Genomic DNA, 21,559 nt, shown 5'->3' with positions numbered 1-21,559 from the left:
CCCCTGAGACGAAAAAAATCAACATCTGGTATGTCGTCACAGGTTGGACCTCAGCACTTCGATCATCCGTCCCCACGGCGAACGCGACATCCGCATCTGTCCGCCGTCGCGGATGCTGCCCGCCCAAAGGTCTTCACGATCCTCCGCGCCGTAGAGCGTAAGCCCTGTAAGCGTGGAAAATGCGCTGCCCGTCTGCGCTTCCGGCAGACCGACGAGCCCGCGCGGCCGACCGACACGGCAGTGCCGCCCGAGCAGCCCCTGCGCGAAGTCTGCGATGCACTTGAGTTCCGCACCGCCGCCCGTCAGCACCATCTGCCGTCCGCGCGGTCCTTTGAAGCCCATTTCGTTCAGCCGTTCCCCCACGTCGGAGAACAGCATGTCGAGCCGGTCGCGAATCACCGCAACGATCTGCGCGCGCGGCACGCGCGTCGGCTCCACGTCGTCATCTTCCGAAATCGGCAGGATTTCGATCATGTCATGATTGTCGCGCGGGCTCGTCGTCGCCGATCCGTAGAGCGTCTTCAGGCGTTCGGCATGAATGCGGCGGGTCGAGAAGGTGGAGGCGATGTCGGCGGTGATATCTTCCGATCCCATCGGGATCACCGACAGGCCCACGAGCATCCCGCGCACGTGGACCGCCACGTTGGTTACGCCCGCGCCGATCTCCACGAGCGCCACGCCGAGTTCGCGTTCTTCGGGCGCCAGGCACGCGAGCCCCGCCGCGATCGGCGACGCCACGATCGTCTGCACGCCCAGATCGGCGGTGCGCACGCACTGGTCGAGGTTGCGCACGGGCGGCGTGTCGGCGGTGATGATGTGGATATCAACGCCGAGCCGGTCGGCGTGCAGGCCGAGCGGGTTCATCACCCGCGTCGTCTCGTCGAGCGTGTAGAGCGCGGGCTGCGCGTGCAGGATCGTGCGCCCGCCCGCGTCGAGCTGCGCGCGGCCTTCGGAAAGCACATGATCGATGTCGCCGCGCTCGATGCGCTGGCCGCCGATATCGACCTCGACCGAAACGATTTCGCTGTCGAGCCCGCCCGCCGAAACGCTGACGACGACATTCTCCACCGTCACGCCCGCGTTGCGTTCCGCCTGCTCCATCGCGGCGCGGATCGCGCTTTCGGTGCGTTCGAGATCGGCGACAAGGCCCTGCCTCAGCCCCGTGCAGGCGCGCTGGCCCGTGCCGATCACGCGCGGCGGGCTTTCGCCGTCGGTAACGGCGATCAGCGCCGCCACTTTGGACGAGCCGATATCGAGCGCCGCAATCGTGCGCTCGCCCCGGCTACCGGAAAGACCGCGTCCCACTCTCATATCTCTGTCCCGCCTGATGCTTGTGTGTCTTGCCGTGCGACCGGGGGTTTCTTGTCGTTTTGCGAGATGCGAACGGTCAGCCGGTCGGCAAGGCGCATGTCGAACCGGGTGAAGCCCTTGTCGACAAGTCCTGAATCGCGGTCGATCCGTACGAAATTGCCGAGCGCATTCTTCGCCTCGGCATAGTCGTCGGGCAGCGCCAGCGTTTCGCCCGACTTGAGCTTCAGATCCCAGCGCCGCTCGCCGATCCACACCGCGCCCGCAACATGCTTTGCCGCCGCCGGGTAATCGTGAAGCAGTGCGATCAGGTTCGCCGCCTCGGTGTTCGCGCCCTTGCCCACGACGATCGGCAGTTTGGCGTAGCGCGTGATGTCGTCGGACGGCAGAACCGCGCCGTCCATGTCCACCAGGCGGTGCGCGCCGCGATATTGCCAGATCGCGTAAGGCTTGCGCTCGGTGATCTCGATGGAGAGCGTGTCGGGAAGGCGGCGGCCGACGCTTGCGTCTTTCACCCACGGCAGCATCAGCAGCCGGTCGCGCACGTCGTCCAGATCGACGAGCAGCATCGAATCCGAAGCCCCGTCGAGCGCGGCCGTGTAAACCGGCAGGCGGCTCATCGTCTTGAGGCCCGTCACCTCGACACTCTTCACCGCAAAGCCCGCTTCGGCGACGCCCACCGCCGTCGCCATCCAGAGCTTGTCGGGAAGCTGATAGAGCCAGGCCGCAAACAGTGCGATGCCGGCAGCGCCCAGAGACACCGCCGGCGCCATCAGCCGACCGGAATTCGGACCCTTCACCCGCGCGCGCGGCGCAGAGGGTCTTGCCCTTTGCGGCGGCGGGCGCTTGCCCCGTTTGAGCGTGATGCGTTCACTCATGGCGCGCGCCCGCCATCGCCCCAAAGCGGCAATCGCCTACACCGTCACCCTGAACTCGTTTCAGGGTCCATGCGACATCGCCGCCAAGCCGCCGCATGGATGCTGAAACACGTTCAGCATGACCCCGAGGAAAGGCAATCCCCGTCTCCATGCTGAGATTTCCGGCACAGTCTCGCATCGGAGAACCATACTTACCGTCACCCTGAACTCGTTTCAGGGTCCACGCGACATCGCCGCCAAGCCGCCGCATGGATGCTGAAACACGTTCAGCATGACGCCGAGGAAAGGCAGTCCGCCCCCTCATGCTGCGTCTTCCAGAATGCGCGAGACGAGCGTGTCGTAATCGATGCCGCGATATTTCGCCTGCTCGGGAACGAGGCTGAGCGGCGTCATGCCCGGCTGGGTGTTCACCTCCAGCAGATAGAGCCCCGCAAGCCCCCGGCTTTCGTCGAAGCGGAAATCGGATCGGCTGACGCCCTTGCAGCCGAGCGCCCGGTGCGCTTTCAGCGCGATCGCCATCGCCTCGGCGGCAATGTCTTCGGGGATGTTCGCCGGGCACTGATGCACGGTGAGCCCGTCGGTGTATTTGGCATCGTAATCATAGAAGCCGCGCGTCGGCACCAGCTCCGTAACGGCGAGAGGTTCATCATCGAGCACGGCGACGGTAAGCTCGCGGCCCGGAATGAAGGGTTCGGCGAGCAGGCGATCGAACTGCGCCCACGGTCCCGGTGCATCGGCCGCGATCGGCGACCCGTAATTGCTCTCGTCGGTGACGATCGCCACCCCCACGGAGGAGCCTTCGTTGATCGGTTTCAGCACATAGGGGCGCGGCAGAGGATCACGTTCATGCACGCTCGCGGATTCGACGACGACACCTTCGGGCATGCGAATTCCGGCGGGCACGAGGATGCGCTTGGTCAATTCCTTGTCGATCGCGATCACCGACGTCGCGAGACCAGAATGCGTATATTTCACCCCCAGCACGTCGAGCATTCCTTGAACCGCGCCGTCTTCCCCGGGCGTTCCATGCAACGCATTGAACACGACGTCAGGCCTGATTTCACTGAGCTTTGCGGCAACGTCGCGCCCCATGTCAACAGCGTAAACATCATGCCCCAAACGCTTCAGCGCAGCCACGATTCCGCGGCCGCTGGTCAGCGACACCTCACGCTCGTTCGACCAGCCGCCCATCAGCACCGCAACTTTCATTTCGCCACTCCCACGCGCTGGATTTCCCATTCGAGATCAACGCCCTGCGTCTCCTTCACGCGGCGGCGTACGTCTTCGCCCAGCGCTTCGATGTCGTCGCTGGTGGCCGCGCCAGTGTTGATCAGGAAGTTGCAGTGTTTCTCGCTGACCTGCGCGCCGCCGCGCATCAGACCCCGGCAGCCGGCCGCATCCACAAGTCGCCACGCCTTGTCGCCCGGCGGATTCTTGAACGTCGAGCCGCCGGTCTTGGTGCGCAGCGGCTGCGAGGCCTCGCGCGCTTCGGCGATCCGGTCCATCTCGGCGCTGATCGCGGCGGGGTCGTCGGGGTGGCCGCGAAACGTGGCGGAAATCACCACCGCGCCCTCGGGCAGCGCGCTGTGCCGATAGGTATAGCCGAGATCGTCGCGGCTCAGGGTTGCGCGCTCGCCCGAACGCAGCACCACTTCGCACTCCACGAGAATATCCGCCGTCTCGCGCCCGTATGCGCCGCCGTTCATGCGGACGAATCCGCCGACGGTGCCGGGGATCGAGCGCAGGAATTCCAGCCCGCCGATGCCCGCATCGCGCGCTGTCGAGGATACCAGAATGCCCGATGCGCCGCCGCCGCAGCGCAGCGTCACCTCGTCCAGACGCTCCACGCCCGCGAACGCCTTGCCGAGCCGCACGACGACGCCCGGCACGCCGCCGTCGCGCACGATGAGGTTGGAGCCGAGCCCGAGCGCCATCACCGGCACCGCTCCAAGCCCGCGCAGGAACGCGGCAAGGTCGTCCGCGTCTTTCGGTTCGAACAGCCACTCGGCGTTGCCGCCCGATTTGAACCAAACGAACGGCGCCAGCGGCGCGTCCGGCGTCAGCCGCCCCGCGGCGGCGGGGATCGCAGAGACGGCCGCGGCCGCCGTCACGCCGCTCCCCGTTCGCGGCGGATCGCGTCCGCAAGTCCTGCCGCCCATTTGGTGATGTCGCCCGCGCCGAGGCAGACGATCATGTCGCCCTCGCGCGCCGTCTCCGCCAGCTTCGCGGCGAGGTCATCGGGTCCGTCCACCGTATAGGCATCGCGGTGGCCCGAGCGCTTGAGCCCCGCGAGCAGGTGCGCGGCATCCACGCCCTCGATCGGCGCCTCGCCCGCCGCATACACGGGCGCGACGTAAACCGTATCGGCGTCGTTGAACGCCGTCTGGAACTCCGCCATCAGGTCGCGCAGGCGCGTGAAGCGGTGCGGTTGCACCACCGCGATCACCCGCCCCTTTACGCCTTCGCGCGCGGCGGCGAGCACCGCCTTGATCTCCACCGGGTGGTGCCCGTAGTCGTCGATGATCGCCGCGCCGTCCACCTCGCCCACCTTGGTGAAGCGCCGTTTGACCCCGCCGAACGCGGCGAAACCTGCCTTGATCGCGTCGTCTGCAATACGCAGCTCCAGCGCCACCGCCACCGCCGACAGCGCATTCTGCACATTGTGCCGCCCAGGCATCGGCAGTTCGAGCCCGTCGATGCGGCGCTGGTTGCCCTCGCGGTCGGTGATGAGCACGTCGAAGCGGTTGCCGCCGGGCACCGGGGTCACGTTCTCGCCGCGCACGTCAGCCTGCGCCGAAAAGCCGTAGGAGACGACGCGCCGGTCCCGCACGCGCGGCAGGATCGCCTGCACTTCGGGGTGGTCGATGCACAGGATCGCCGCGCCGTAGAACGGCACATGCTCCACGAAATCCACGAACGCCTGCTTGATCTGGTCGAAGCTGCCGTAGTGGTCGAGATGTTCGGGATCGATGTTGGTGACGATGGCGAACGTCGGCGGCAGGCGCAGGAAGCTGCCGTCGCTTTCGTCGGCCTCCACCACCATCCAGTCGCTGTTGCCGAGCCGGGCGTTCGAACCGTAGCTGTTGATGATCCCGCCGTTCACCACCGTGGGATCAAGCCCGCCCGCGTCGAGCAGCGCCGCGACCATCGAGGTCGTCGTCGTCTTGCCGTGCGTGCCCGCCACTGCAACCGTCGACTTCAGCCGCATCAGTTCCGCAAGCATCTCCGCGCGCCGCACCACCGGGATGCGCTTTTCCAGCGCCAGATCCACTTCGGGGTTCCCGCGCCGGATCGCCGTCGATGTCACCACCACGGCGGAATCGCCGAGGTTCTCCGCCGTGTGGCCGATGTGAACGGTGATGCCCTTCTTGCGCAGCCCCTCGATCACATAGCCTTCGGCGATGTCGCTGCCCTGCACCTTGTAGCCGAGATTGTGCATCAGCTCGGCGATACCGGACATGCCGATGCCGCCGATGCCGACGAAGTGAATCGTTCCGATGTCGCGGGCGATGCCCGTCATGCGCTGGCTCCGATCTGAAGGGGTTCGAGGGCCAATGGCACACCCGCAAGCCGCAGGGCAAGGTCGGCAAGCGCGCGCGATGCGCCCGGCCGCCCTGCCGACAGGGCACGCCGCGCCGCGTTCGCGAGCGCGCCGGGCTGAAGCGCCATCGCCTCGATCTGCCGCGCGAGTTCGGCGGGCTTGAAGCCCTTCTGCCGCATCATGCGCGCGCCGCCTGCGGCAACGACTTCGCGCGTGTTCGCGGCCTGGTGATCGTCCGTCGCGATCGGCAGCGGCACGAGGATCGCAGGACGCCCCGCCGCGCACAGCTCGCTCACCGTCGAAGCGCCCGCGCGCGCGATCACGAGATGCGCCCACGCCATCGCGGCGGGCATGTCGTCGATGAAGGTCGAAAGATCGGCGGGAATTTCCAGCCGCCGGTATTCGCTGCGCACCTGCTCGATATCCTCCGCGCGGCACTGCTGCATCACCTGCAATCGGTGGCGCAGGCTCGCATCGAGCTGCCCCAGCCCCGGCGGCACCACCTCGCCGAAAATGCTCGCGCCCAGGCTGCCGCCCGTCACCAGCACATGGAAGATGCCGTCCGTCTCCAGCGCCGGATACGGCGCCTTGCCGATCTCCGCGATCGCATCGCGCACCGGATTGCCGACGAGCGCGACCTTGTCGGCAAGCTCGGGCTTCACGCGCTCGGTATCGGGGAACGAGGTCGCGATCACGTCGGCCTTGCGCGCCACGAGCCGGTTCACCCGGCCGAGCACGGCGTTCTGTTCGTGGATGATCGTCGGCACGCCCGCCTTTTGCGCGGCAAGCATCGCGGGCAGCACCGGATAGCCGCCGAAGCCGATCACGGCGCTCGGCATGTCGTTTTCGATCAGCTGCAGCACCGTCTTGCGCCCGGCGCGGATCTTCAGCCAAGCGCCCGGCCATTTCAGCGGGTTCCTGCCCAGCGTCGAGGCCTCGATGATGTGGCGCGGCCCTTTGGTGAGAATGCCTTCCAGCCGCGCGCCGCGCGCGTCGGTGATGAGCGAGACCGTATGGCCGCGCGCGATCAGCTCTTCGGCGAGCGCGTGCGCGGGCATCATGTGCCCGCCGGTGCCGCCCGCCGCGACATAGAAGTGCCGCGCGCTCATGCGGCGCGGCCTCGCGTCACATAGGGCGAGGATTTGAGGAACCGGTTGCGCCGCGTCAGCGCCAGCAGCAGCCCCATCCCCATCGAAAGCGCAATGAACGACGATCCGCCGTGGCTGATGAACGGCAGCGTCATGCCCTTCGAAGGCAGCAGGTTCAGGTTCACGCCGATGTTGATCATCGCCTGCCCGCCGATCTGCGTGATGAGCCCTGCCGCGCCCAGAAACACGAACGGGTCGTCCTCTTCCAGAAGCTGCAGCAGCACGCGCACGATCATCGCAAGGAACAATATGGCGATGGCGGCGCAGGCGATGGCGCCGAATTCCTCGCCGATCACGGAAAAGATGTAGTCGGTGTGCGGCTCGGGCAGCGAGAACTTGTTCTGCCCTTCGCCCGGCCCCGCGCCGAACAGCCCGCCCGCGCGAAATCCGTCGAGCGCCTTGTCGACCTGGTAGGTGTCGCCGTCGCCGGTGAGGAAACGGTCGATGCGGCTCGTGACGTGCGGCACGAACAGATAGGCGACGACAAGCGCCGCGACGCCCACGGCAAGCACGAGGCCGAGGATCGCGAAGCTCATCCCCGCGAGCACCGCCTGCACCAGCCAGACCCCGACGAACAGGGCCGACTGGCCGATATCGGGCTGCATGACGAGCAGCGCCACGACGAGCACGAGCAGACCGCACGAGACGCTGAACGCGGGCACGTCGCCGTCGTCGAAGCGCGATGCGAGCACCCACGCCGTCGTCACCGCGAAGAGCGGTTTCAGAAATTCGGAAGGTTGAAGCTGGAAGCCGCCGAGGTTCAGCCAGCGGACCGCGCCGTTCGCCTCCACGCCGAAGAACGGCACGGCGGCAAGCCCGACCAGGAATACGATCGTCCCGATCAGCGAGAGCCGCCGGGCCCAGGGCGTGGTCAGCATCGAAACGCAGAGCATCACCGGAACGCCGAGCAGAATCCAGAACAGTTGCCGCTTGAAATAAAACATGTCCTCAAGCCGCAGGTTGCCGCCCGAATAGCGGTGCGCCGCGGCCGGAGACGCCGCAGCCACGGCGATCAGTCCGATGCCGATCAGAACGAGCACAAGCGCCAGCAAGGGCCGGTCGATGGTCCAGAACCAGCGTCCGAGAAGCGTTTTATCCGCGCGTCCGAGAGGCGTGCTCATGCGCCAAGCTCCTGTACGGCAGCCTTGAAGACATCGCCGCGCTGCTCGAAATCGCGGAACTGATCGTAAGACGCGCAGGCGGGCGACAGCAGCACCACCTCGCCCGGCTTCGCGGCCCCGGCGGCGAGCTGCGTCGCGCGCTCCACCGTCGCGGCGCGGATCACGGGAACGTGCGCGCCGAGCAGATGCGCATACACCGTTTCCGCCTCGCCAATCACATAGGCGGCGCGCACATGCCCCAGATAGGGCATGCAGGCATCCAGTTCGTCGGTCTTGCGTTTGCCGCCGACGATCCAGTGGATCGCGGGATAGGCGGCGAGCGCCGGGGCGGTCGAGGTCGGGTTCGTCGCCTTGCTGTCGTTGACGTAGAGCACACCGCCGATTTCCGCGACGCGTTCCATGCGGTGCGGCAGTCCCGGATAGGTTTCAAGCCCGGCCCTGATGACGCCCGCGTCGAGGCCGAGCACGCGCGCCGCCGCGATCGCCGCCACCGCGTTCTGCGCGTTGTGCGGCCCGGCGAGCGAAGGCCAGTCCGCCTGATAGCCGATCGCTTCGCCGTCGGCGTAGGCCGCGCCGTTCACGAACGAAACGCCGTCCGCAAGCACGTCGGAAAACGATACGGGAACGCCGCCGCGCCCTTTCGCGATGGCGGCGGTTTCCGTGTCGTCGGAGACGAAGATCGCGGCGCCGCCGTCCGTCTGCATGTCGAACAGGCGCTCTTTCGATGCCGCATAGCCCGCCATGCCGTCGTAGCGGTCGAGATGGTCGGGCGTGATGTTGGTCAGGATCGCCACGTCGCAGGCAAGGCTCTGCGTCAGGTCGATCTGGAACGAGGAAAGCTCCAGCACATAGACGCCGCCGTCAGGCAACGCATCCTGCGACAGGATCGGCAGGCCGATGTTGCCGCCCATCGTCGTCGGCACGCCCGCCTGCGCGAGGATGTGATGAACAAGCGCGGTGGTCGTCGATTTGCCGTTGGTGCCGGTGATGCCCACCACCTTGTGCGGCGGCAGTTCATCCCGCGCCTGCGCGAACAGCTCGATGTCGCCGAGCACGGCCACCCCCGCCGCTGCGGCGCGCGCGGCGAGCGGGTGCGTGTTGAGCGGCACGCCCGGCGACACCACGATGCCGTCGAAGGCGGAAAGGTCTGCCGTGTTCAGATCGGCGACATGCACCTGCACGTCCTCGATCGCCGCGCGTTTCTTCGCGTCGTCGTCCCACACCGTCACCGTCGCGCCCGATCCCCGCAGGGCCGCAACGACGCTGAGCCCCGTGCGGGCGAGGCCGAAGACGGCGTAGTGCCGGGGGGAAAAGGCGCGCGCTGTAATCATCTGAGCTTCAAGGTCGCAAGACCAGCGAGCGCCAGCACGATGGAGACGATCCAGAAGCGGATGACCACGGTGGATTCGGGCCAGCCGAGCTGTTCGAAATGGTGATGAATGGGGGCCATCTTGAAAACGCGTTTGCCGGTGAGCTTGAAGCTCGCCACCTGCACGATCACCGAAACCGTTTCCAGCACGAAAAGACCGCCGACAAGGATCAGCACGATTTCGTGATTCGTCACCACCGCGACCGATCCGAGCGCGCCGCCGAGCGCGAGGCTGCCGGTGTCGCCCATGAACACGGCGGCGGGGGGCGCGTTGTACCACAGGAACGCCAGGCACGCGCCGATCAGCGCGCCGAGGAACACGGTCAGATCGCCCGCGCCGTTCACGAAGTTGATGCCCAGATAATCCGAAAACCGGATGTTGCCGACAAGATAGGCGATCAGCGCGAAGGTGAGCGCGGCGATGATCACCGGCATCGTCGCCAGCCCGTCGAGGCCGTCGGTGAGGTTCACGGCATTGCCGAAGCCGGTGACGATGAACGCCGCGAACAGGATGTAGAACGGCCCGAGGTCGAGGCCGAAATTCGTGAACGGAAAGTACAGCCGCGTGTCGGTCACGTCGGTGATCGCCCAGCAGGCGATACCCGCGATGATGAATTCCAGCAGTAGCCGGGTGCGGCCCGATACGCCCTTGTGGCTGCCTTTCGAAACCTTCGAATAATCGTCCGAAAAGCCGATCGCACCGAAGCCCAGCGTCACGAACAGGCACGCCCACACGAACGGGTTTTCAAGGTTCATCCACAGCAGCGTGGAGATGGTGAGCGAAATCAGGATCATCAGCCCGCCCATCGTCGGCGTGCCGCGCTTCGTCAGCAGATGGCTCGCAGGCCCGTCCTCGCGGATCGGCTGGCCCTTGCCCTGCTTCAGGCGCAGCCATGAGATCATGCGCGGCCCGATAACGAGCCCGATGGCGAGCGCGGTGATGACCGCCGCGCCCGAACGGAACGTGATGTAGCGGAACAGATTGAGGATGCCGGGGAAGTCGAGCGCTTCGGCGAGAATATAAAGCATGTCAGTTGATCCCCCGCAGCGCGCCTGCGACCCGCCCGAGCCCGACACTGTTCGATGCCTTGATCAGGATGGCGTCGCCGGCGGCGATGATGTCCGAAAGCGCCGCGCGGGCACCGGCCGCGTCGCTTACGCGAACAACCGCGATTGCGCGAGGGAGCGCGCGCTCCAGCGGAATCGTTTCATCGCCGACGAGCACCGCCACGTCGACTTTCGCCGCGCTCACATGCGGGGCAAGGTCGGCGTGCAGCCGTTCGCTCGCATCGCCGAGTTCGCGCATCGGGCCAAGCACCGCGATCCGGCGCGAAGCCTTGGCCGTTCCGAGCACCGAAAGCGAGGCCGCCATTGAGGCCGGATTGGCGTTGTAGCTTTCGTCGATCAGCAGCGCCTCGCCGTCCTTCGCGGCGATCCGGTACTGCGCGCCGCGCCCTTCCAGGCCCTGTATCTGCGAAAGCCCGAGCGCGGCGGCGGCGAGATCGGCGCCCGCCGCGTGCGCGGCCGCAAGCACGGCGAGGCTGTTCGCGATCCAGTGCGCGCCGGGCAGCGGTATCCGAAACGCAACGCGGCTGCCCGCCACGTCGGCGATCACCGTCGATCCGTCCGCGTCGCTCGCCGACTGGACCGCGCGAACGTCCGCGCCTTCGCCGCTGCCGAAGCTGAGGATGCGCGCGGCGTACTGCCCGGCCTTTGCGTGCAGGCGCGCGTAATGCGGGCTGTCGAACGGCAGCACGGCGGTTCCGCCCGGTTCCAGCCCTTCGAAGATTTCGCCTTTCGCGTCGGCAATCGCCTCTTCGCCGTCGAAGAACGCGAGATGCGCGGCTGTCACCCACGTAACAACGGCGACATGGGGCCGCACGAGCCGCGTCAGCGCGGCGAGTTCGCCCGCGTTGCTCATGCCCATTTCGAACACCGCGAGCCGCGTGTCGCGCGGCATCCGCGCGAGGCTCAGCGGCACGCCGGTGTGATTGTTGTAGCTTTTCACCGACCAGTGCGTGTGCTCGGGCTCGATCTCCTGAAACGCATGGCGCAGCGCTTCCTTCACGCTCGTCTTGCCGACGCTGCCGGTGATGCCGACAATCATCGCCCCCACCCGTTCGCGCCCCGCACGCCCCAGCGCCTGCAGGCCCTCGAACCCGTCCGCCACGCGCACATGCGGATACGCGCAATCCTCGCTGACAAGGAAACCCGCCGCGCCCTTTTCATGCGCGCCTTCGATGAAACGATGCCCGTCCGTCGTTTCGCCCTTCATCGCGACGAAAAGCTCGCCGCCGATGATTTCGCGCGAATCGAACGTCACAGCGTCGGCGGAAAAGTCGCCGTGCGACGTTCCGCCGGTGGCGTCCGCGATTTCGGCCGCCGTCCAGAGACTCATGCCGCGCACTCCCGCGCGACCGCCACATCATCGAACGGCAGAATGCGGTCTCCCACGATCTGGCCCTGTTCGTGCCCCTTGCCCGCGATCAGCACGATGTCCCCCGCGCCCGCCGCCGCGATCGCCGCCGCGATCGCGCTGCGACGGTCGCCGATCTCGGTCGCGCCGGGCGCCGCCGCCATGATCTCGCTGCGGATCGTCGCGGGGTCTTCGGAGCGCGGATTGTCGTCCGTCACATAGACCACGTCGGCAAGGTCCGTCGCGACCTTGCCCATCTCGGGGCGTTTGCCCTTGTCGCGGTCGCCGCCCGCGCCGAGCACGATATGCAGCCGATGCGTCGCGTGCGGGCGCAGCGCCTCGATCGCCGCGCGGATCGCATCGGGCGTATGCGCGTAATCGACATAGATCGGCGCGCCCGCGCGCGTCAGCGCCGCGCGCTCCAGCCGTCCCCGCACCGGCACGAGCCGCGAAAGATGCCCGAGCGTCGTCGCGGCGTCACCGCCGGTCGCGATCACGAGCCCCGCCGCGACCAGCGCGTTCGCGGCCTGATACGCGCCGATCAGCGGCAGCTCGACCTTTTTCTGCGCGCCTTCCACCTCGATCATCAGCGTCTGCCCGAGCTGGTTGGGCGTGCGCGAGACGAGGCGCAGCGTTTCCCCCTTCGTGCCCACGCTCAGCACCCTCAGCCCGCGCGACCGCGCCGCCTGCGTCACCCGCTCCGACGCCGGATCGTCCGCCCAGACGACGACTGCGCCGTCCGGGTCGGTGACTTCGGAGAACAGCCGCAGCTTCGCCTCGAGATAGGCCTCCATCGTTTCATGATAGTCGAGATGGTCCCGGCTCAGGTTCGTGAACGCCCCGGCCCGCACCGGCAGCCCTTCGGTGCGGTACTGCGCCAGGCCATGACTCGACGCCTCGAAGCTCGCATGCGTCACCCCCTCGCGCGCCAGCCCCGCCATGTTCGAAAGGAACGTCACCACGTCGGGCGTCGTCAGCCCCGTTGAAATCTGCTCGTCGGCGGTCGTCACCCCCAGCGTGCCGATGGAGGCCGCAACATGCCCCGCCATCCGCCACAGCTGGCGCGTCAGTTCCGCCGTCGAGGTCTTGCCGTTGGTCCCCGTCACCGCGACCGTCGTGGCAGGGAACGGCGCAAAGAATTTCGCCGCGAGCCCCGCGAACCGTCTGCGCGGTTCGTCGGCCGCGATGTGGAGCGCGCCTTCGACCTTCGCTTCGGGCCGCGCGACCACCGCCACCGCGCCGGACTTCACGGCCTCGGCGATATAGTCCTCGCCGTTGAAGCGCGTCCCCCGGAAGGCGCCGAAGATGGTGCCCGGCGCAACCTTCCGGTGATCGATCGCAAAGCCGGTAATCGTCGCATCGCTGCCGCCGTCGACGAGATCCTTCAGGCGCATTCCTTATCCGGTCGGCTGCTTGCCCTGGACATAGGCCAGGAGGGGATTGAGATCGACATCGCGCACATCGCTCGGCGTGACGCCGAGAACGGGCGCGATACGGCTGATGACCTTGGAGACGACAGGCGCGGCGTTCCAGCCCGCACCCCGAAACCCGTGTGTTTCCTTGGTGCCCTTGGGCTCATCGAGCATGGCGACGACGACATATTTCGGATCGTCCATCGGGAACGCGGCCGCGAAGGTCGTCACCATCGCGTCCCGGTTATAGCGGCCGCCATCGGGCTTTTCCGCCGTGCCGGTCTTCCCGCCCACGCGATAGCCCTGCGCTTCGGCCTGCTTGCCAGTACCATGCGTCACCACGAGACGCAGCATTGCCCGCATTGTCCGCGACGCTTCTTCGCTGAAGACACGGCGGCCCTTCCCGACCCCTCCGCCTTGAACCTTCAGAAGCGTGGCGGGCCTCCAGACGCCGCCGTTGACGAGTGCCGCATAGGCACTGGCAAGATGGAGGGGCGTGACCGCGATACCGTGACCGTAGCTGACGGTCATCGTCGCGAGTTCGCCCCATTGAGCCGGATAGAGCGTGCGCCCACGCTCCTTGAGTTCGATGACTGCGGGATCCAGAAAGCCGAGTTCCTTCAGGAACTTCTGCTGCCGCGCGGAGCCGATCTCCTGCGCGATCTGCGCCGTACCGATGTTCGACGAGTACATGAAGATTTCGGGGATGGACAGCCGCCGCGCCTTGGGATGGTCGTCGCGAATGCGAAAGCGGCCCATCTGAAGCGGGTGCGTCGCATCGTACTGCTGCGCCATCGAGGTGATGACGCCGGTGTCGATCGCCATGCCCATCGTCAGCGCCTTGAACGTCGATCCAAGCTCGTACACGCCGAGCGTGGCGCGGTTGAAGATCGCATCGGGGCTGACGATACCCGCCTTGTTCGGATTGAGTTCGGGGAGCGAGGCGAGCGCAAGCACCTCGCCCGTGCGCACATCCATCACGATGCCGGAGGCGCCGATCGCGCTGTGCTTCGTCATCGCCGTCTGAAGCTCGCTTTCAACGGCATGCTGCACGCGCGCGTCGATCGCGAGTTCGAGCGGCGTGTCCCGCAGCGCCATATCCGTGAGCCGGTCCTGGTAGGCGCGCTCCATGCCCGCCTGCCCCACGCCATCGACGTTGGTGTAACCGATCACGTGCGCGGCGAGGAACTGGTTGGGGTAAACGCGCTCCTGCTCGCGCTCCAGAACCAGCCCCGGCTCGCCGATCGCGTTGATCGCCTTCGCCTCGGCGGGAAGGATCCGCCGCTGGATGTAGCGATATTTCCCGTGGTGGGTGATCTCTTTATAGACCGCCAGCGCGCTTTCGCGGCCCAGGATCTTCGCGATCCTGCGCGCCAGAACTTCAGGATCGCCGACAACCGCCTGCGGGCGGACGGCGAGCGCGAACGCGTCGAAGGTCGTGGCGAGGTCGGCCCCGGTGCGATCGACGATGTCGGCGCGCGGCGGTGCGAACGCGATCGCGCGCGTCGCGGCGACCGCGCTCGATCCGGTGAGGGAAAGATCGGCAAGCCGAAGCCCGATGATGCCCACCAACGCGGTGAACAGCATGATCCCGATCATCAGCCGTTGCCGCGACCGCACCAGCTGCGCTTGCCGCTTGCCGGCAAGCTGTATCCGAAGCTGGCGCTGTGCGGCTGGGCTCACCGCAGCGCCACGCGCGTCAGCGTGCGCTCTTCGTCTGCGGCGGCATCGATTTCAGCGACGAATCCCGCCGAAAACAGCCCCGGCTGCGCGCGCTCGCGGAGCACGGGGAGCGTGGGCTTGGGCGCCGCGTCCAGTGAAGCGACACGCACGTCGCGCGCGGCAGGCGCTGCGGGCAGTTCGACGCTGGCCAGACGCACGTCCGCCTCCGGCATCGTACCGGGCTGATGCGGCCGCACGAGGCTGGCGAGTTGCACCTCGCTTTCCAGAATCTGCCCGGACTTCGGCGCTCCGAGCGCCAGCGCCGACGCATTCCAGCGCTCGAGCTGCGGCAGGTTGGCGCGGACGCGGAGTTCGGCTTCCAGCGCGCGGATATCGCGGCGATCGGTCGCGATCTGGCGTTCCAGCTTCGCGATGCCGCTACGCTCGGCGCCCACGCTGTAGCTGACGAGGTACAGACCGAGACCGGCGCCCAGCGTCACGAGTGCGAGACCGGCAGAGCCAAGCGAGCGGATCATACGTCATCCTTCCATGCGGGTGCATCGGTCCGCGTACCGATACGAAGTGTGGCCGAGCGGGCGCGCGGGTTCGCGGCGATTTCCGCCGCGTCGGGGCGAACGGCTTTCGCCGCCAGAAAGGTCGGCGCGGACCCCCCGATCCGCGCCTCGGGCAGGTGGCGCGAGCCCTGCGGGTCTCCCCCGCTGCGCGTGCGCAGGAAGCGCTTCACCGCCCTGTCCTCAAGACTATGGAAACTCACGACGGCGAGCCGTCCGCCGGGCCGCAACAGGCGCTCGGCGGCGCGGAGCCCCGCGTCGAGTTCGCCCAGCTCGTCGTTCACCGCGATACGCAGCGCCTGAAACGTGCGCGTCGCGGGATCCTTGGGCGCGCCCGGCCGGTGGCCGAGCGCCTTGCGGACAATCCCGGCAAGCTCCCCCGTGCGCGTGATCGGCCGCGCGGCCACGATATGCCCCGCCACGCGGCGAGAGCGCGGCTCGTCGCCGTAGCGATAGAGAATGTCGGCGATCGCCGCCTCGTCCATCGTGTTCACAAGATCGGCAGCGCTCGGCCCCTCGTTCGACATGCGCATGTCGAGCGGACCGTCGGCCTGAAACGAAAAGCCGCGCGCCGCCTGATCGATCTGCATCGAGGACACGCCGATATCGAGCATGATCGCATCGACGGTCGATACGCCCCGCGCCGCAAGTGCGCGGTCCATCAGCGAGAAGCGCTCGTGGATCAGCATCAGCCGGTCCGGGTTCGCGCCCGCCAGCGTCGCACCGCCCGCGATTGCAGTCGGGTCGCGATCGAACGCATAGACGAGCGCCGCACCCCCCGCGAGCACCGCGCGCGTATAACCACCGGCGCCGAACGTGCCGTCGACGACGCTTGCACCCGGGATCGGGGCGATGCCTGCCAGCACCGCGTCGAGGAGAACGGGGACATGAGGGGCGGCCGTCATATCGCCTCCCCCCGCTCTTTCAGCAGATTGCGGACATGGAAAACCGTGGCGGGGTCGGCACGGTCCGAGGCCAGCAGCGCCTTCGGATCCCAGATCTCGAAATAATCGGCGAACGCAAGGAAGCAGGCGAGCCGGTCGATGCCGGCGGCCTCACGGGTGGCGGCGGGGAGCACGATCCGCCCGTTGGCATCGTAGGGGAGCGGTTCGACGAAGCCGAATTCGCGCTGCAGGGCGGCGGCGCGCTCCGCCTCCTGCTCGGGCGTGAAACGGCGCTCGATCTGCTGGTAGATGAAATCGTTGTAATAGGCGTCGTAGGCGCGGATGTGGTTCGGCTCGAACCGCAGGGACAGGGTGACTTCCTTTACGGCGGAGCGCGTTTCGATCGTGGAACGATAGCCGGCAGGGATCGACAGCCGCCCTTTGGCGTCGACTGCGTTGATCGCAAATCCCTTGAACAAATCCCGTTTCACGCGCGGCTTCCAATCAGCGGGCAATGCAATCCCCGGCCGCGAAACCCGGAAGGTCAGCGCGTTAGGCCAGTACCGAGGGCTGAATCCCCGCTCCCCTGTGGAAAACGGAGTATCATGGGTATTTCATGGGTTTCAATGGGAATTTATGGGATTGGGTGTTTTTGGCGTGGTTTTTCGCTGAATCCCGTGGGTTTACGCAGGTGAAACAATAGCGTGCAGACCCGCGCACGGGTGCGCACGGGCCTGTGGATAAGTCGGTGTGTGAAATTTCCGGGCGAGTCGGCCGCGAAAGGCGGCTTAAATCTCCGTGAGATCCCGGCTTTCGTCTATGACGAGCGGATCGGTCAGCGGCTCCGGGGTATCGAGCGGCGGGGTATCGAGCACGGCGGGCGGTTGTTCCGGTGCGGGCTCGGCATTCTTGTCGGCGCCCGGCGCAACACCCAGTGTCGCGAGCGTATCTTCTTTCGCTTTCGGCTCCGGCTCAGACGGGGGGCGCAGCAGGATCGCTGCCGCCATGACCAGCAAAAACACCAGAGCAAGGCCGGTGAGGCCCAGGCGCACTCGATTCATCGTATCCTTATCTTCAGTTTGCCGGGCGACCCCTCCACGCGCGACTGCGCCTTTATAGGTAGTGCAGGCTGCCGCTTATGTCGAGTGATCCGCTTTTACGTAAGCGCCGCCTATCATCCTTCGCAAGTGACAGCAGGGTTCGGGGGGCTATGGATAGACCGGAAACGAAAGATGAAGGAACGACCCCCATGAACTTCGAATACTCAGCGAAAACCCGCGAGATGATCGACCGCATCCGGGCGTTCATGGACGAACACATCTATCCCAACGAACAGCGCTATGCCGACGAGGTCGCCTCGGGCGAACGCTGGAAGGTGCTGCCGGTGATCGAGGAGCTGAAACCCAAGGCGCGCGCTGCGGGTCTCTGGAACATGTTCATGCCGCCGAGCCACGGCGCCACCCCGGTGAGCGAATTCGCGTTCGAGGGCACGGGGCTCACCAACCTCGAATATGCGCCGCTCGCCGAGGAGATGGGCCGCGCGCTCTGGTCGTCGGAGGTGTTCAACTGCTCCGCGCCCGACACGGGCAACATGGAAGTGCTGATGCGCTACGGCACGCGCGATCAGCAGGAAAAATGGCTGCGACCACTGATGAACGGCGACATCCGCTCCGCCTTCCTGATGACCGAACCCGCCGTCGCCTCGTCCGACGCGACGAACATCGAAACGCGCATCCGGCGCGACGGCGATCATTATATCGTCAGCGGCCGCAAATGGTGGTCGTCGGGCGTCGGCGACCCGCGCTGCAAGGTCGCGATCGTGATGGGGAAGACGGACCCCTCCGCGCCCAAGCACCTGCAGCAATCGCAGATCCTCGTGCCGCTGGACGCGCCGGGCATCAAGGTCGAGCGGATGCTGAACGTCTTCGGCTACGACGACGCGCCGCACGGCCACGCCGAGGTTTTCCTTGATGACGTGCGCGTGCCCGCAGACAGCATCCTGCTCGGCGAAGGCCGGGGCTTCGAGATCGCGCAGGGCCGTCTCGGGCCGGGCCGCATCCACCACTGCATGCGCACGATCGGCGCCGCCGAGCGCGCGCTGGAGCGGATGGCGCGGCGGCTGCTGACGCGCGAAGCGTTCGGCAAGCGCATCTCCGAGCACAGCATCTGGGAACAGCGCGTCGCCGAGGCGCGTACCGACATCGAAATGACACGCCTGCTCTGCCTCAAGGCCGCGGACATGATGGACCGCGTCGGCAACAAGGCGGCACGGCTCGAGATCGCCATGATCAAGGTCGCCGCGCCGCGCATGGCGCTCAAGATCATCGACGACGCCATTCAGGCGCACGGCGGCGGCGGCGTCAGCCAGGATTTCGGGCTCGCGAGTTCCTACGCGGGCATCCGCACGCTGCGCCTCGCCGACGGTCCCGACGAAGTCCACAACCGCACCATCGCGCTGATGGAATACAAGAAATACGCAGGCAACAGCGCCGACAGCCGGACGCAGAGCAATGAAGTGCCCGGCATGCGCTGATGGCCGCAGGTCCGCGCACACCCGTTCTGGTCGGCGTCGGCCAGTACGTGGGCCGGGAAAGCGACCCGGCCCGCGCTCTATCTCCGGCGGACATGCTTGCCGAGGCGGCACGCGCCGCGATCGCGAACTGCGGCGCGGATGCGGCGGGCGTAATCGACACGCTCGTCGCCATCCGCCTGTTCGCGGATTCCCGCGGTGCCCTCCCGTCACCGTTCGGGGCGTATCGGAACCTGCCCCATGCGGTCGCCCGGCGCATCGGCGCGCATCCCCGCGACCTCGTCTACGGCCCCGTGGGCGGCAACACGCCGCAGATGTTCGTGAACGAACTCGCCGCGCGCATTGCAAAGGGCGACTCCGATGTCGCGCTGATCGTCGGCGGCGAGGCGCTGCGCACGCAGGCCCGCGCGGAAAAGGCCGGGCTCACGCTTGACTGGGGCGAGGATGCGCCGTCCGATCCCGCGTCTTGCGGCGAGGAAATCCGCTATGCGAGCGGGCACGAGATCCGCCACGGCATCGCGCTTCCCACCAGCGTCTATCCGCTGTTCGAAAATGCGTTCGGCGCCGCGATGGGCTGGTCGCCGCTCCAGCACCGCGCCGAGATCGGCCACCTGATGGCGCCGTTCAGCGCGGTCGCGGCGGAAAACCCCTTCGCGCAGAGACAAGCGGCCTACGGGGCCGAGGCGCTCGTCGAACCCGGCGAGGACAATCGCATCATCGCCTATCCTTATACGAAGCGCCTGTGCGCCAACATGTTCGTCGATCAGGCGGCGGCGGTGCTGATGATGTCGACCGAGGCCGCCGACCGGCTGGGCGTACCCGCCGACCGCCGCGTCTATCTGCACGGCAGCGCGGACACGCACGAGAAAATTCTGTTGAGCGAACGCATCGATTACGCCACCTCGCCGGCGATCTACATCGGCGCGGCGCATGCGCTCGCAGAGGCCGGGATCACGCCGGACGACCTCAGTTACATCGACCTCTACAGCTGCTTCCCGGTCGCCGTGGAAATCGCCGCCGCCATGATCGGCCTGCCGACCGGCGACCCTGCCCGCCTCACGCTCACCGGCGGCCTCCCCTACTTCGGCGGGCCCGGCAACGCCTATTCGCTGCACGCGATCGCGGAGGTGGTGGAGCACTGCCGCAACGATGCAGGCGCATGGGGCTTCGTGTTCGCCAACGGCGGCTTCCTCACGAAACACAGCTTCGGCGTGTATTCGACAAGCCCCGGTTACGGCGCGCGCAGCGACCCCGCATCGTACCAGGCCGCCATCGATGCCATGCCGTCGCCGCCCTTCACGGAAACGCCCGCAGGCGAGGGGCGCCTGGAGACCTTCACGGTCGTGCATCACAAGGGCAGCCCGATGTACGCGATCATCATCGGGCGGCTCGACAGCGGCGCGCGCTTCCTCGCCCGGATGCACGCGGGGCTCGAACCGCTCATGGAAGCACCGATCATCGGGCACCGCCTGCGCGTGACCGCCGGAGAGCCCAACATCGCGGCGCTGATCTGAAGCACCCTCGACGCCCACCGCGATGACCGGCATAGTTCCGGGCCATACAGGAGAACAAAATGCGCCTCGGTATTCTGACGGGCGGCGGCGACGTGCCCGGTCTAAACCCTTGCATTCGCGCGGTTGTGCTGGCTGCGGACGATCGCGGATGGCAGGTTCTGGGGTTCCGGCGCGGTTGGCAGGGCCTGCTCGATATCGATCCCGACGACCCGGTCTCGGTCGCCGCGAATACGGTCGATCTGAACCGCGAGCGCGTTCGCGGGCTCGACCGGCTGGGCGGCACGATTCTCCACACGTCCCGCTGCGATCCGCGCACCGCGGCGGGCGGCGACCGGACCGCGCACGTAACGCATGTGCTCGAACGCCTCGGCATCGATGTCATGATCACGCTCGGCGGAGACGGCACGCTGCGCTTCTCGGCGCATCTGGACAGCATCGGCGTTCCGGTCATTTCCATCCCCAAGACGATGGACAACGACGTGAACGGCACGGACTATTGCATCGGCTTTTCAACCGCCGTCACGCGGTCGGTCGCGGCGATCAATGCGCTGCGCACCACCACCGAAAGCCACGAGAGGATAGCGGTTATCGAGCTGTTCGGCCGCCGTTCCGGGGAAACCGCGCTGCTTTCGGGTTTCCTCGCGCAGGTCGATCGCACGGTGATCGCGGAGGTTCCCGCCGATCTCGACGTGCTGCTGCCGCTTCTTGCGCGCGACAAGGCGACCAACCCGGCGAACTATGCGGTTCTGGTGGTCTCGGAGGGTGCCGGTCTCGTCGGCGGGGCGGCGGCGGACATGTCCGGCTCCGCCACGACGCGGAACGACGGCGGCGTAGGCCACCGCATCGCCCGCGCCATTGAGGCGGCCGGCGGCGGCGGCACGGTCGTCCAGGAACTCGCCTATCTGATGCGGGCGGGCGAGCCCGACGCGCTGGACCGCATGGTCGGCCTCGCCTTCGGCGCGCTCGCCGTTCAACTGATCGAACGGCGCGAGACCGGGCGGATGGTGACGCTGACCAGCGGCAACTACTGCCATGTTCCGGCCGACAGCGTGCTCGAAGGCGCAAAGCACGTCGATGTGGAAAGGCTTTACGACCGCGAACAGTACCGCGCGCGGCTGAAGAGCGTCGAAGGCATGCCGATGTTCCTCTATTAAGGATCGACATGCCCCGCGCGCTACTGTATTGTATCAGCAATACAGCTTGG

General features: G+C 67.0%; 19 protein-coding genes. 3 read left to right on the top strand and 16 right to left on the bottom strand.

Features of this window, described 5'->3' with window-relative positions; genetic code table 11:
- Positions 1–36: 36 nt before the first annotated feature.
- The 16 genes from ftsA to GGQ98_RS07115 all read right to left on the bottom strand — a co-directional run bounded on the left by ftsA (position 37) and on the right by GGQ98_RS07115 (position 17,372).
- Complete coding sequence (gene ftsA / locus GGQ98_RS07190) at positions 37–1,311, bottom strand: cell division protein FtsA (RefSeq protein ID WP_184067226.1); 1,275 nt, start codon at positions 1,309–1,311, stop codon at positions 37–39.
- Positions 1,308–2,186 carry a cell division protein FtsQ/DivIB gene (locus GGQ98_RS07185; protein WP_184067223.1) on the bottom strand — a complete coding sequence of 293 codons (879 nt, stop codon included), beginning with the start codon at positions 2,184–2,186 and terminating at the stop codon, positions 1,308–1,310. Before GGQ98_RS07185 ends, ftsA begins: the two co-directional genes overlap by 4 nt.
- A 300-nt stretch (positions 2,187–2,486) precedes the next feature.
- The gene (locus GGQ98_RS07180) at positions 2,487–3,395 is read right to left on the bottom strand and encodes a D-alanine--D-alanine ligase (protein WP_184067220.1); all 909 of its coding nucleotides are present in this window, start codon (positions 3,393–3,395) and stop codon (positions 2,487–2,489) included.
- Positions 3,392–4,270 (bottom strand): UDP-N-acetylmuramate dehydrogenase, encoded by an 879-nt coding sequence (murB, locus tag GGQ98_RS07175; protein ID WP_424141353.1) that lies wholly within the window; start codon positions 4,268–4,270, stop codon positions 3,392–3,394. The genes GGQ98_RS07180 and murB overlap by 4 nt, the downstream gene beginning before the upstream one ends.
- A gap of 23 nt (positions 4,271–4,293) precedes the next feature.
- Positions 4,294–5,706 (bottom strand): UDP-N-acetylmuramate--L-alanine ligase, encoded by a 1,413-nt coding sequence (gene murC, locus GGQ98_RS07170; protein WP_184067214.1) that lies wholly within the window; start codon positions 5,704–5,706, stop codon positions 4,294–4,296.
- A complete protein-coding gene (gene murG / locus GGQ98_RS07165; RefSeq protein ID WP_184067210.1) occupies positions 5,703–6,836 on the bottom strand; it encodes an undecaprenyldiphospho-muramoylpentapeptide beta-N-acetylglucosaminyltransferase in 1,134 nt (377 codons plus the stop codon). Before murG ends, murC begins: the two co-directional genes overlap by 4 nt.
- Entirely contained in the window at positions 6,833–7,996 is a 1,164-nt protein-coding gene (locus GGQ98_RS07160; RefSeq protein ID WP_184067207.1) for an FtsW/RodA/SpoVE family cell cycle protein, read from the bottom strand. Before GGQ98_RS07160 ends, murG begins: the two co-directional genes overlap by 4 nt.
- Positions 7,993–9,327, bottom strand: coding sequence for a UDP-N-acetylmuramoyl-L-alanine--D-glutamate ligase (murD, locus tag GGQ98_RS07155; protein ID WP_184067204.1), 1,335 nt, complete (start codon positions 9,325–9,327; stop codon positions 7,993–7,995). Before murD ends, GGQ98_RS07160 begins: the two co-directional genes overlap by 4 nt.
- Positions 9,324–10,394 (bottom strand): phospho-N-acetylmuramoyl-pentapeptide-transferase, encoded by a 1,071-nt coding sequence (gene mraY / locus GGQ98_RS07150; protein ID WP_184067201.1) that lies wholly within the window; start codon positions 10,392–10,394, stop codon positions 9,324–9,326. Before mraY ends, murD begins: the two co-directional genes overlap by 4 nt.
- 1 nt (position 10,395) lies before the next feature.
- Positions 10,396–11,763, bottom strand: a complete 1,368-nt coding sequence (locus GGQ98_RS07145; protein ID WP_184067198.1) for a UDP-N-acetylmuramoyl-tripeptide--D-alanyl-D-alanine ligase — start codon at positions 11,761–11,763, stop codon at positions 10,396–10,398.
- The gene (locus tag GGQ98_RS07140) at positions 11,760–13,175 is read right to left on the bottom strand and encodes a UDP-N-acetylmuramoyl-L-alanyl-D-glutamate--2,6-diaminopimelate ligase (protein ID WP_184067195.1); all 1,416 of its coding nucleotides are present in this window, start codon (positions 13,173–13,175) and stop codon (positions 11,760–11,762) included. The genes GGQ98_RS07145 and GGQ98_RS07140 overlap by 4 nt, the downstream gene beginning before the upstream one ends.
- 3 nt (positions 13,176–13,178) lie before the next feature.
- Positions 13,179–14,876 carry a peptidoglycan D,D-transpeptidase FtsI family protein gene (locus tag GGQ98_RS07135; protein WP_481133350.1) on the bottom strand — a complete coding sequence of 566 codons (1,698 nt, stop codon included), beginning with the start codon at positions 14,874–14,876 and terminating at the stop codon, positions 13,179–13,181.
- Complete coding sequence (locus tag GGQ98_RS07130; protein WP_184067192.1) at positions 14,873–15,391, bottom strand: hypothetical protein; 519 nt, start codon at positions 15,389–15,391, stop codon at positions 14,873–14,875. The genes GGQ98_RS07135 and GGQ98_RS07130 overlap by 4 nt, the downstream gene beginning before the upstream one ends.
- On the bottom strand, positions 15,388–16,332 hold the full coding sequence (gene rsmH / locus GGQ98_RS07125) for a 16S rRNA (cytosine(1402)-N(4))-methyltransferase RsmH (RefSeq protein WP_184067189.1): 945 nt from the start codon (positions 16,330–16,332) through the stop codon (positions 15,388–15,390). Before rsmH ends, GGQ98_RS07130 begins: the two co-directional genes overlap by 4 nt.
- Positions 16,329–16,802, bottom strand: coding sequence for a hypothetical protein (locus GGQ98_RS07120; RefSeq protein ID WP_184067187.1), 474 nt, complete (start codon positions 16,800–16,802; stop codon positions 16,329–16,331). Before GGQ98_RS07120 ends, rsmH begins: the two co-directional genes overlap by 4 nt.
- 297 nt (positions 16,803–17,099) lie before the next feature.
- Positions 17,100–17,372 carry a hypothetical protein gene (locus tag GGQ98_RS07115; RefSeq protein WP_184067184.1) on the bottom strand — a complete coding sequence of 91 codons (273 nt, stop codon included), beginning with the start codon at positions 17,370–17,372 and terminating at the stop codon, positions 17,100–17,102.
- Positions 17,373–17,560: 188 nt separating this feature from the next.
- On the opposite strand from GGQ98_RS07115, the gene GGQ98_RS07110 reads away from it, so the two are divergent.
- The 3 genes from GGQ98_RS07110 to GGQ98_RS07100 are packed head-to-tail and all read left to right on the top strand — an operon-like array spanning position 17,561 to position 21,509.
- A complete protein-coding gene (locus GGQ98_RS07110) occupies positions 17,561–18,844 on the top strand; it encodes an acyl-CoA dehydrogenase family protein (protein WP_184067181.1) in 1,284 nt (427 codons plus the stop codon).
- A complete protein-coding gene (locus tag GGQ98_RS07105; RefSeq protein ID WP_184067178.1) occupies positions 18,844–20,355 on the top strand; it encodes an acetyl-CoA acetyltransferase in 1,512 nt (503 codons plus the stop codon). The genes GGQ98_RS07110 and GGQ98_RS07105 overlap by 1 nt, the downstream gene beginning before the upstream one ends.
- A 59-nt stretch (positions 20,356–20,414) precedes the next feature.
- On the top strand, positions 20,415–21,509 hold the full coding sequence (locus tag GGQ98_RS07100; protein WP_184067175.1) for a 6-phosphofructokinase: 1,095 nt from the start codon (positions 20,415–20,417) through the stop codon (positions 21,507–21,509).
- Positions 21,510–21,559 lie beyond the last annotated feature (50 nt).

It is taken from the genome of Sphingosinicella soli (assembly GCF_014199685.1).
GTDB classification, from domain to species: Bacteria; Pseudomonadota; Alphaproteobacteria; order Sphingomonadales; family Sphingomonadaceae; genus Sphingosinicella; species Sphingosinicella soli.
The sequence above is the reverse complement of the archived record's forward strand: the minus strand, read 5'-3'. Positions and strand labels throughout refer to the sequence as shown.

Coding starts and splice junctions, on each gene's coding strand:
- rsmH (WP_184067189.1), bottom strand. CDS start 16,332: ATGACGGCCGCCCCTCATGTCCCCGTTCTCCTCGACGCGGTGCTGGCA.
- ftsA (WP_184067226.1), bottom strand. CDS start 1,311: ATGAGAGTGGGACGCGGTCTTTCCGGTAGCCGGGGCGAGCGCACGATT.
- murD (WP_184067204.1), bottom strand. CDS start 9,327: ATGATTACAGCGCGCGCCTTTTCCCCCCGGCACTACGCCGTCTTCGGC.
- GGQ98_RS07160 (WP_184067207.1), bottom strand. CDS start 7,996: ATGAGCACGCCTCTCGGACGCGCGGATAAAACGCTTCTCGGACGCTGG.
- GGQ98_RS07130 (WP_184067192.1), bottom strand. CDS start 15,391: ATGATCCGCTCGCTTGGCTCTGCCGGTCTCGCACTCGTGACGCTGGGC.
- GGQ98_RS07140 (WP_184067195.1), bottom strand. CDS start 13,175: ATGCGCCTGAAGGATCTCGTCGACGGCGGCAGCGATGCGACGATTACC.
- murC (WP_184067214.1), bottom strand. CDS start 5,706: ATGACGGGCATCGCCCGCGACATCGGAACGATTCACTTCGTCGGCATC.
- GGQ98_RS07115 (WP_184067184.1), bottom strand. CDS start 17,372: ATGAATCGAGTGCGCCTGGGCCTCACCGGCCTTGCTCTGGTGTTTTTG.
- GGQ98_RS07105 (WP_184067178.1), top strand. CDS start 18,844: ATGGCCGCAGGTCCGCGCACACCCGTTCTGGTCGGCGTCGGCCAGTAC.
- GGQ98_RS07100 (WP_184067175.1), top strand. CDS start 20,415: ATGCGCCTCGGTATTCTGACGGGCGGCGGCGACGTGCCCGGTCTAAAC.
- murG (WP_184067210.1), bottom strand. CDS start 6,836: ATGAGCGCGCGGCACTTCTATGTCGCGGCGGGCGGCACCGGCGGGCAC.
- GGQ98_RS07180 (WP_184067220.1), bottom strand. CDS start 3,395: ATGAAAGTTGCGGTGCTGATGGGCGGCTGGTCGAACGAGCGTGAGGTG.
- mraY (WP_184067201.1), bottom strand. CDS start 10,394: ATGCTTTATATTCTCGCCGAAGCGCTCGACTTCCCCGGCATCCTCAAT.
- GGQ98_RS07185 (WP_184067223.1), bottom strand. CDS start 2,186: ATGAGTGAACGCATCACGCTCAAACGGGGCAAGCGCCCGCCGCCGCAA.
- GGQ98_RS07145 (WP_184067198.1), bottom strand. CDS start 11,763: ATGAGTCTCTGGACGGCGGCCGAAATCGCGGACGCCACCGGCGGAACG.
- GGQ98_RS07110 (WP_184067181.1), top strand. CDS start 17,561: ATGAACTTCGAATACTCAGCGAAAACCCGCGAGATGATCGACCGCATC.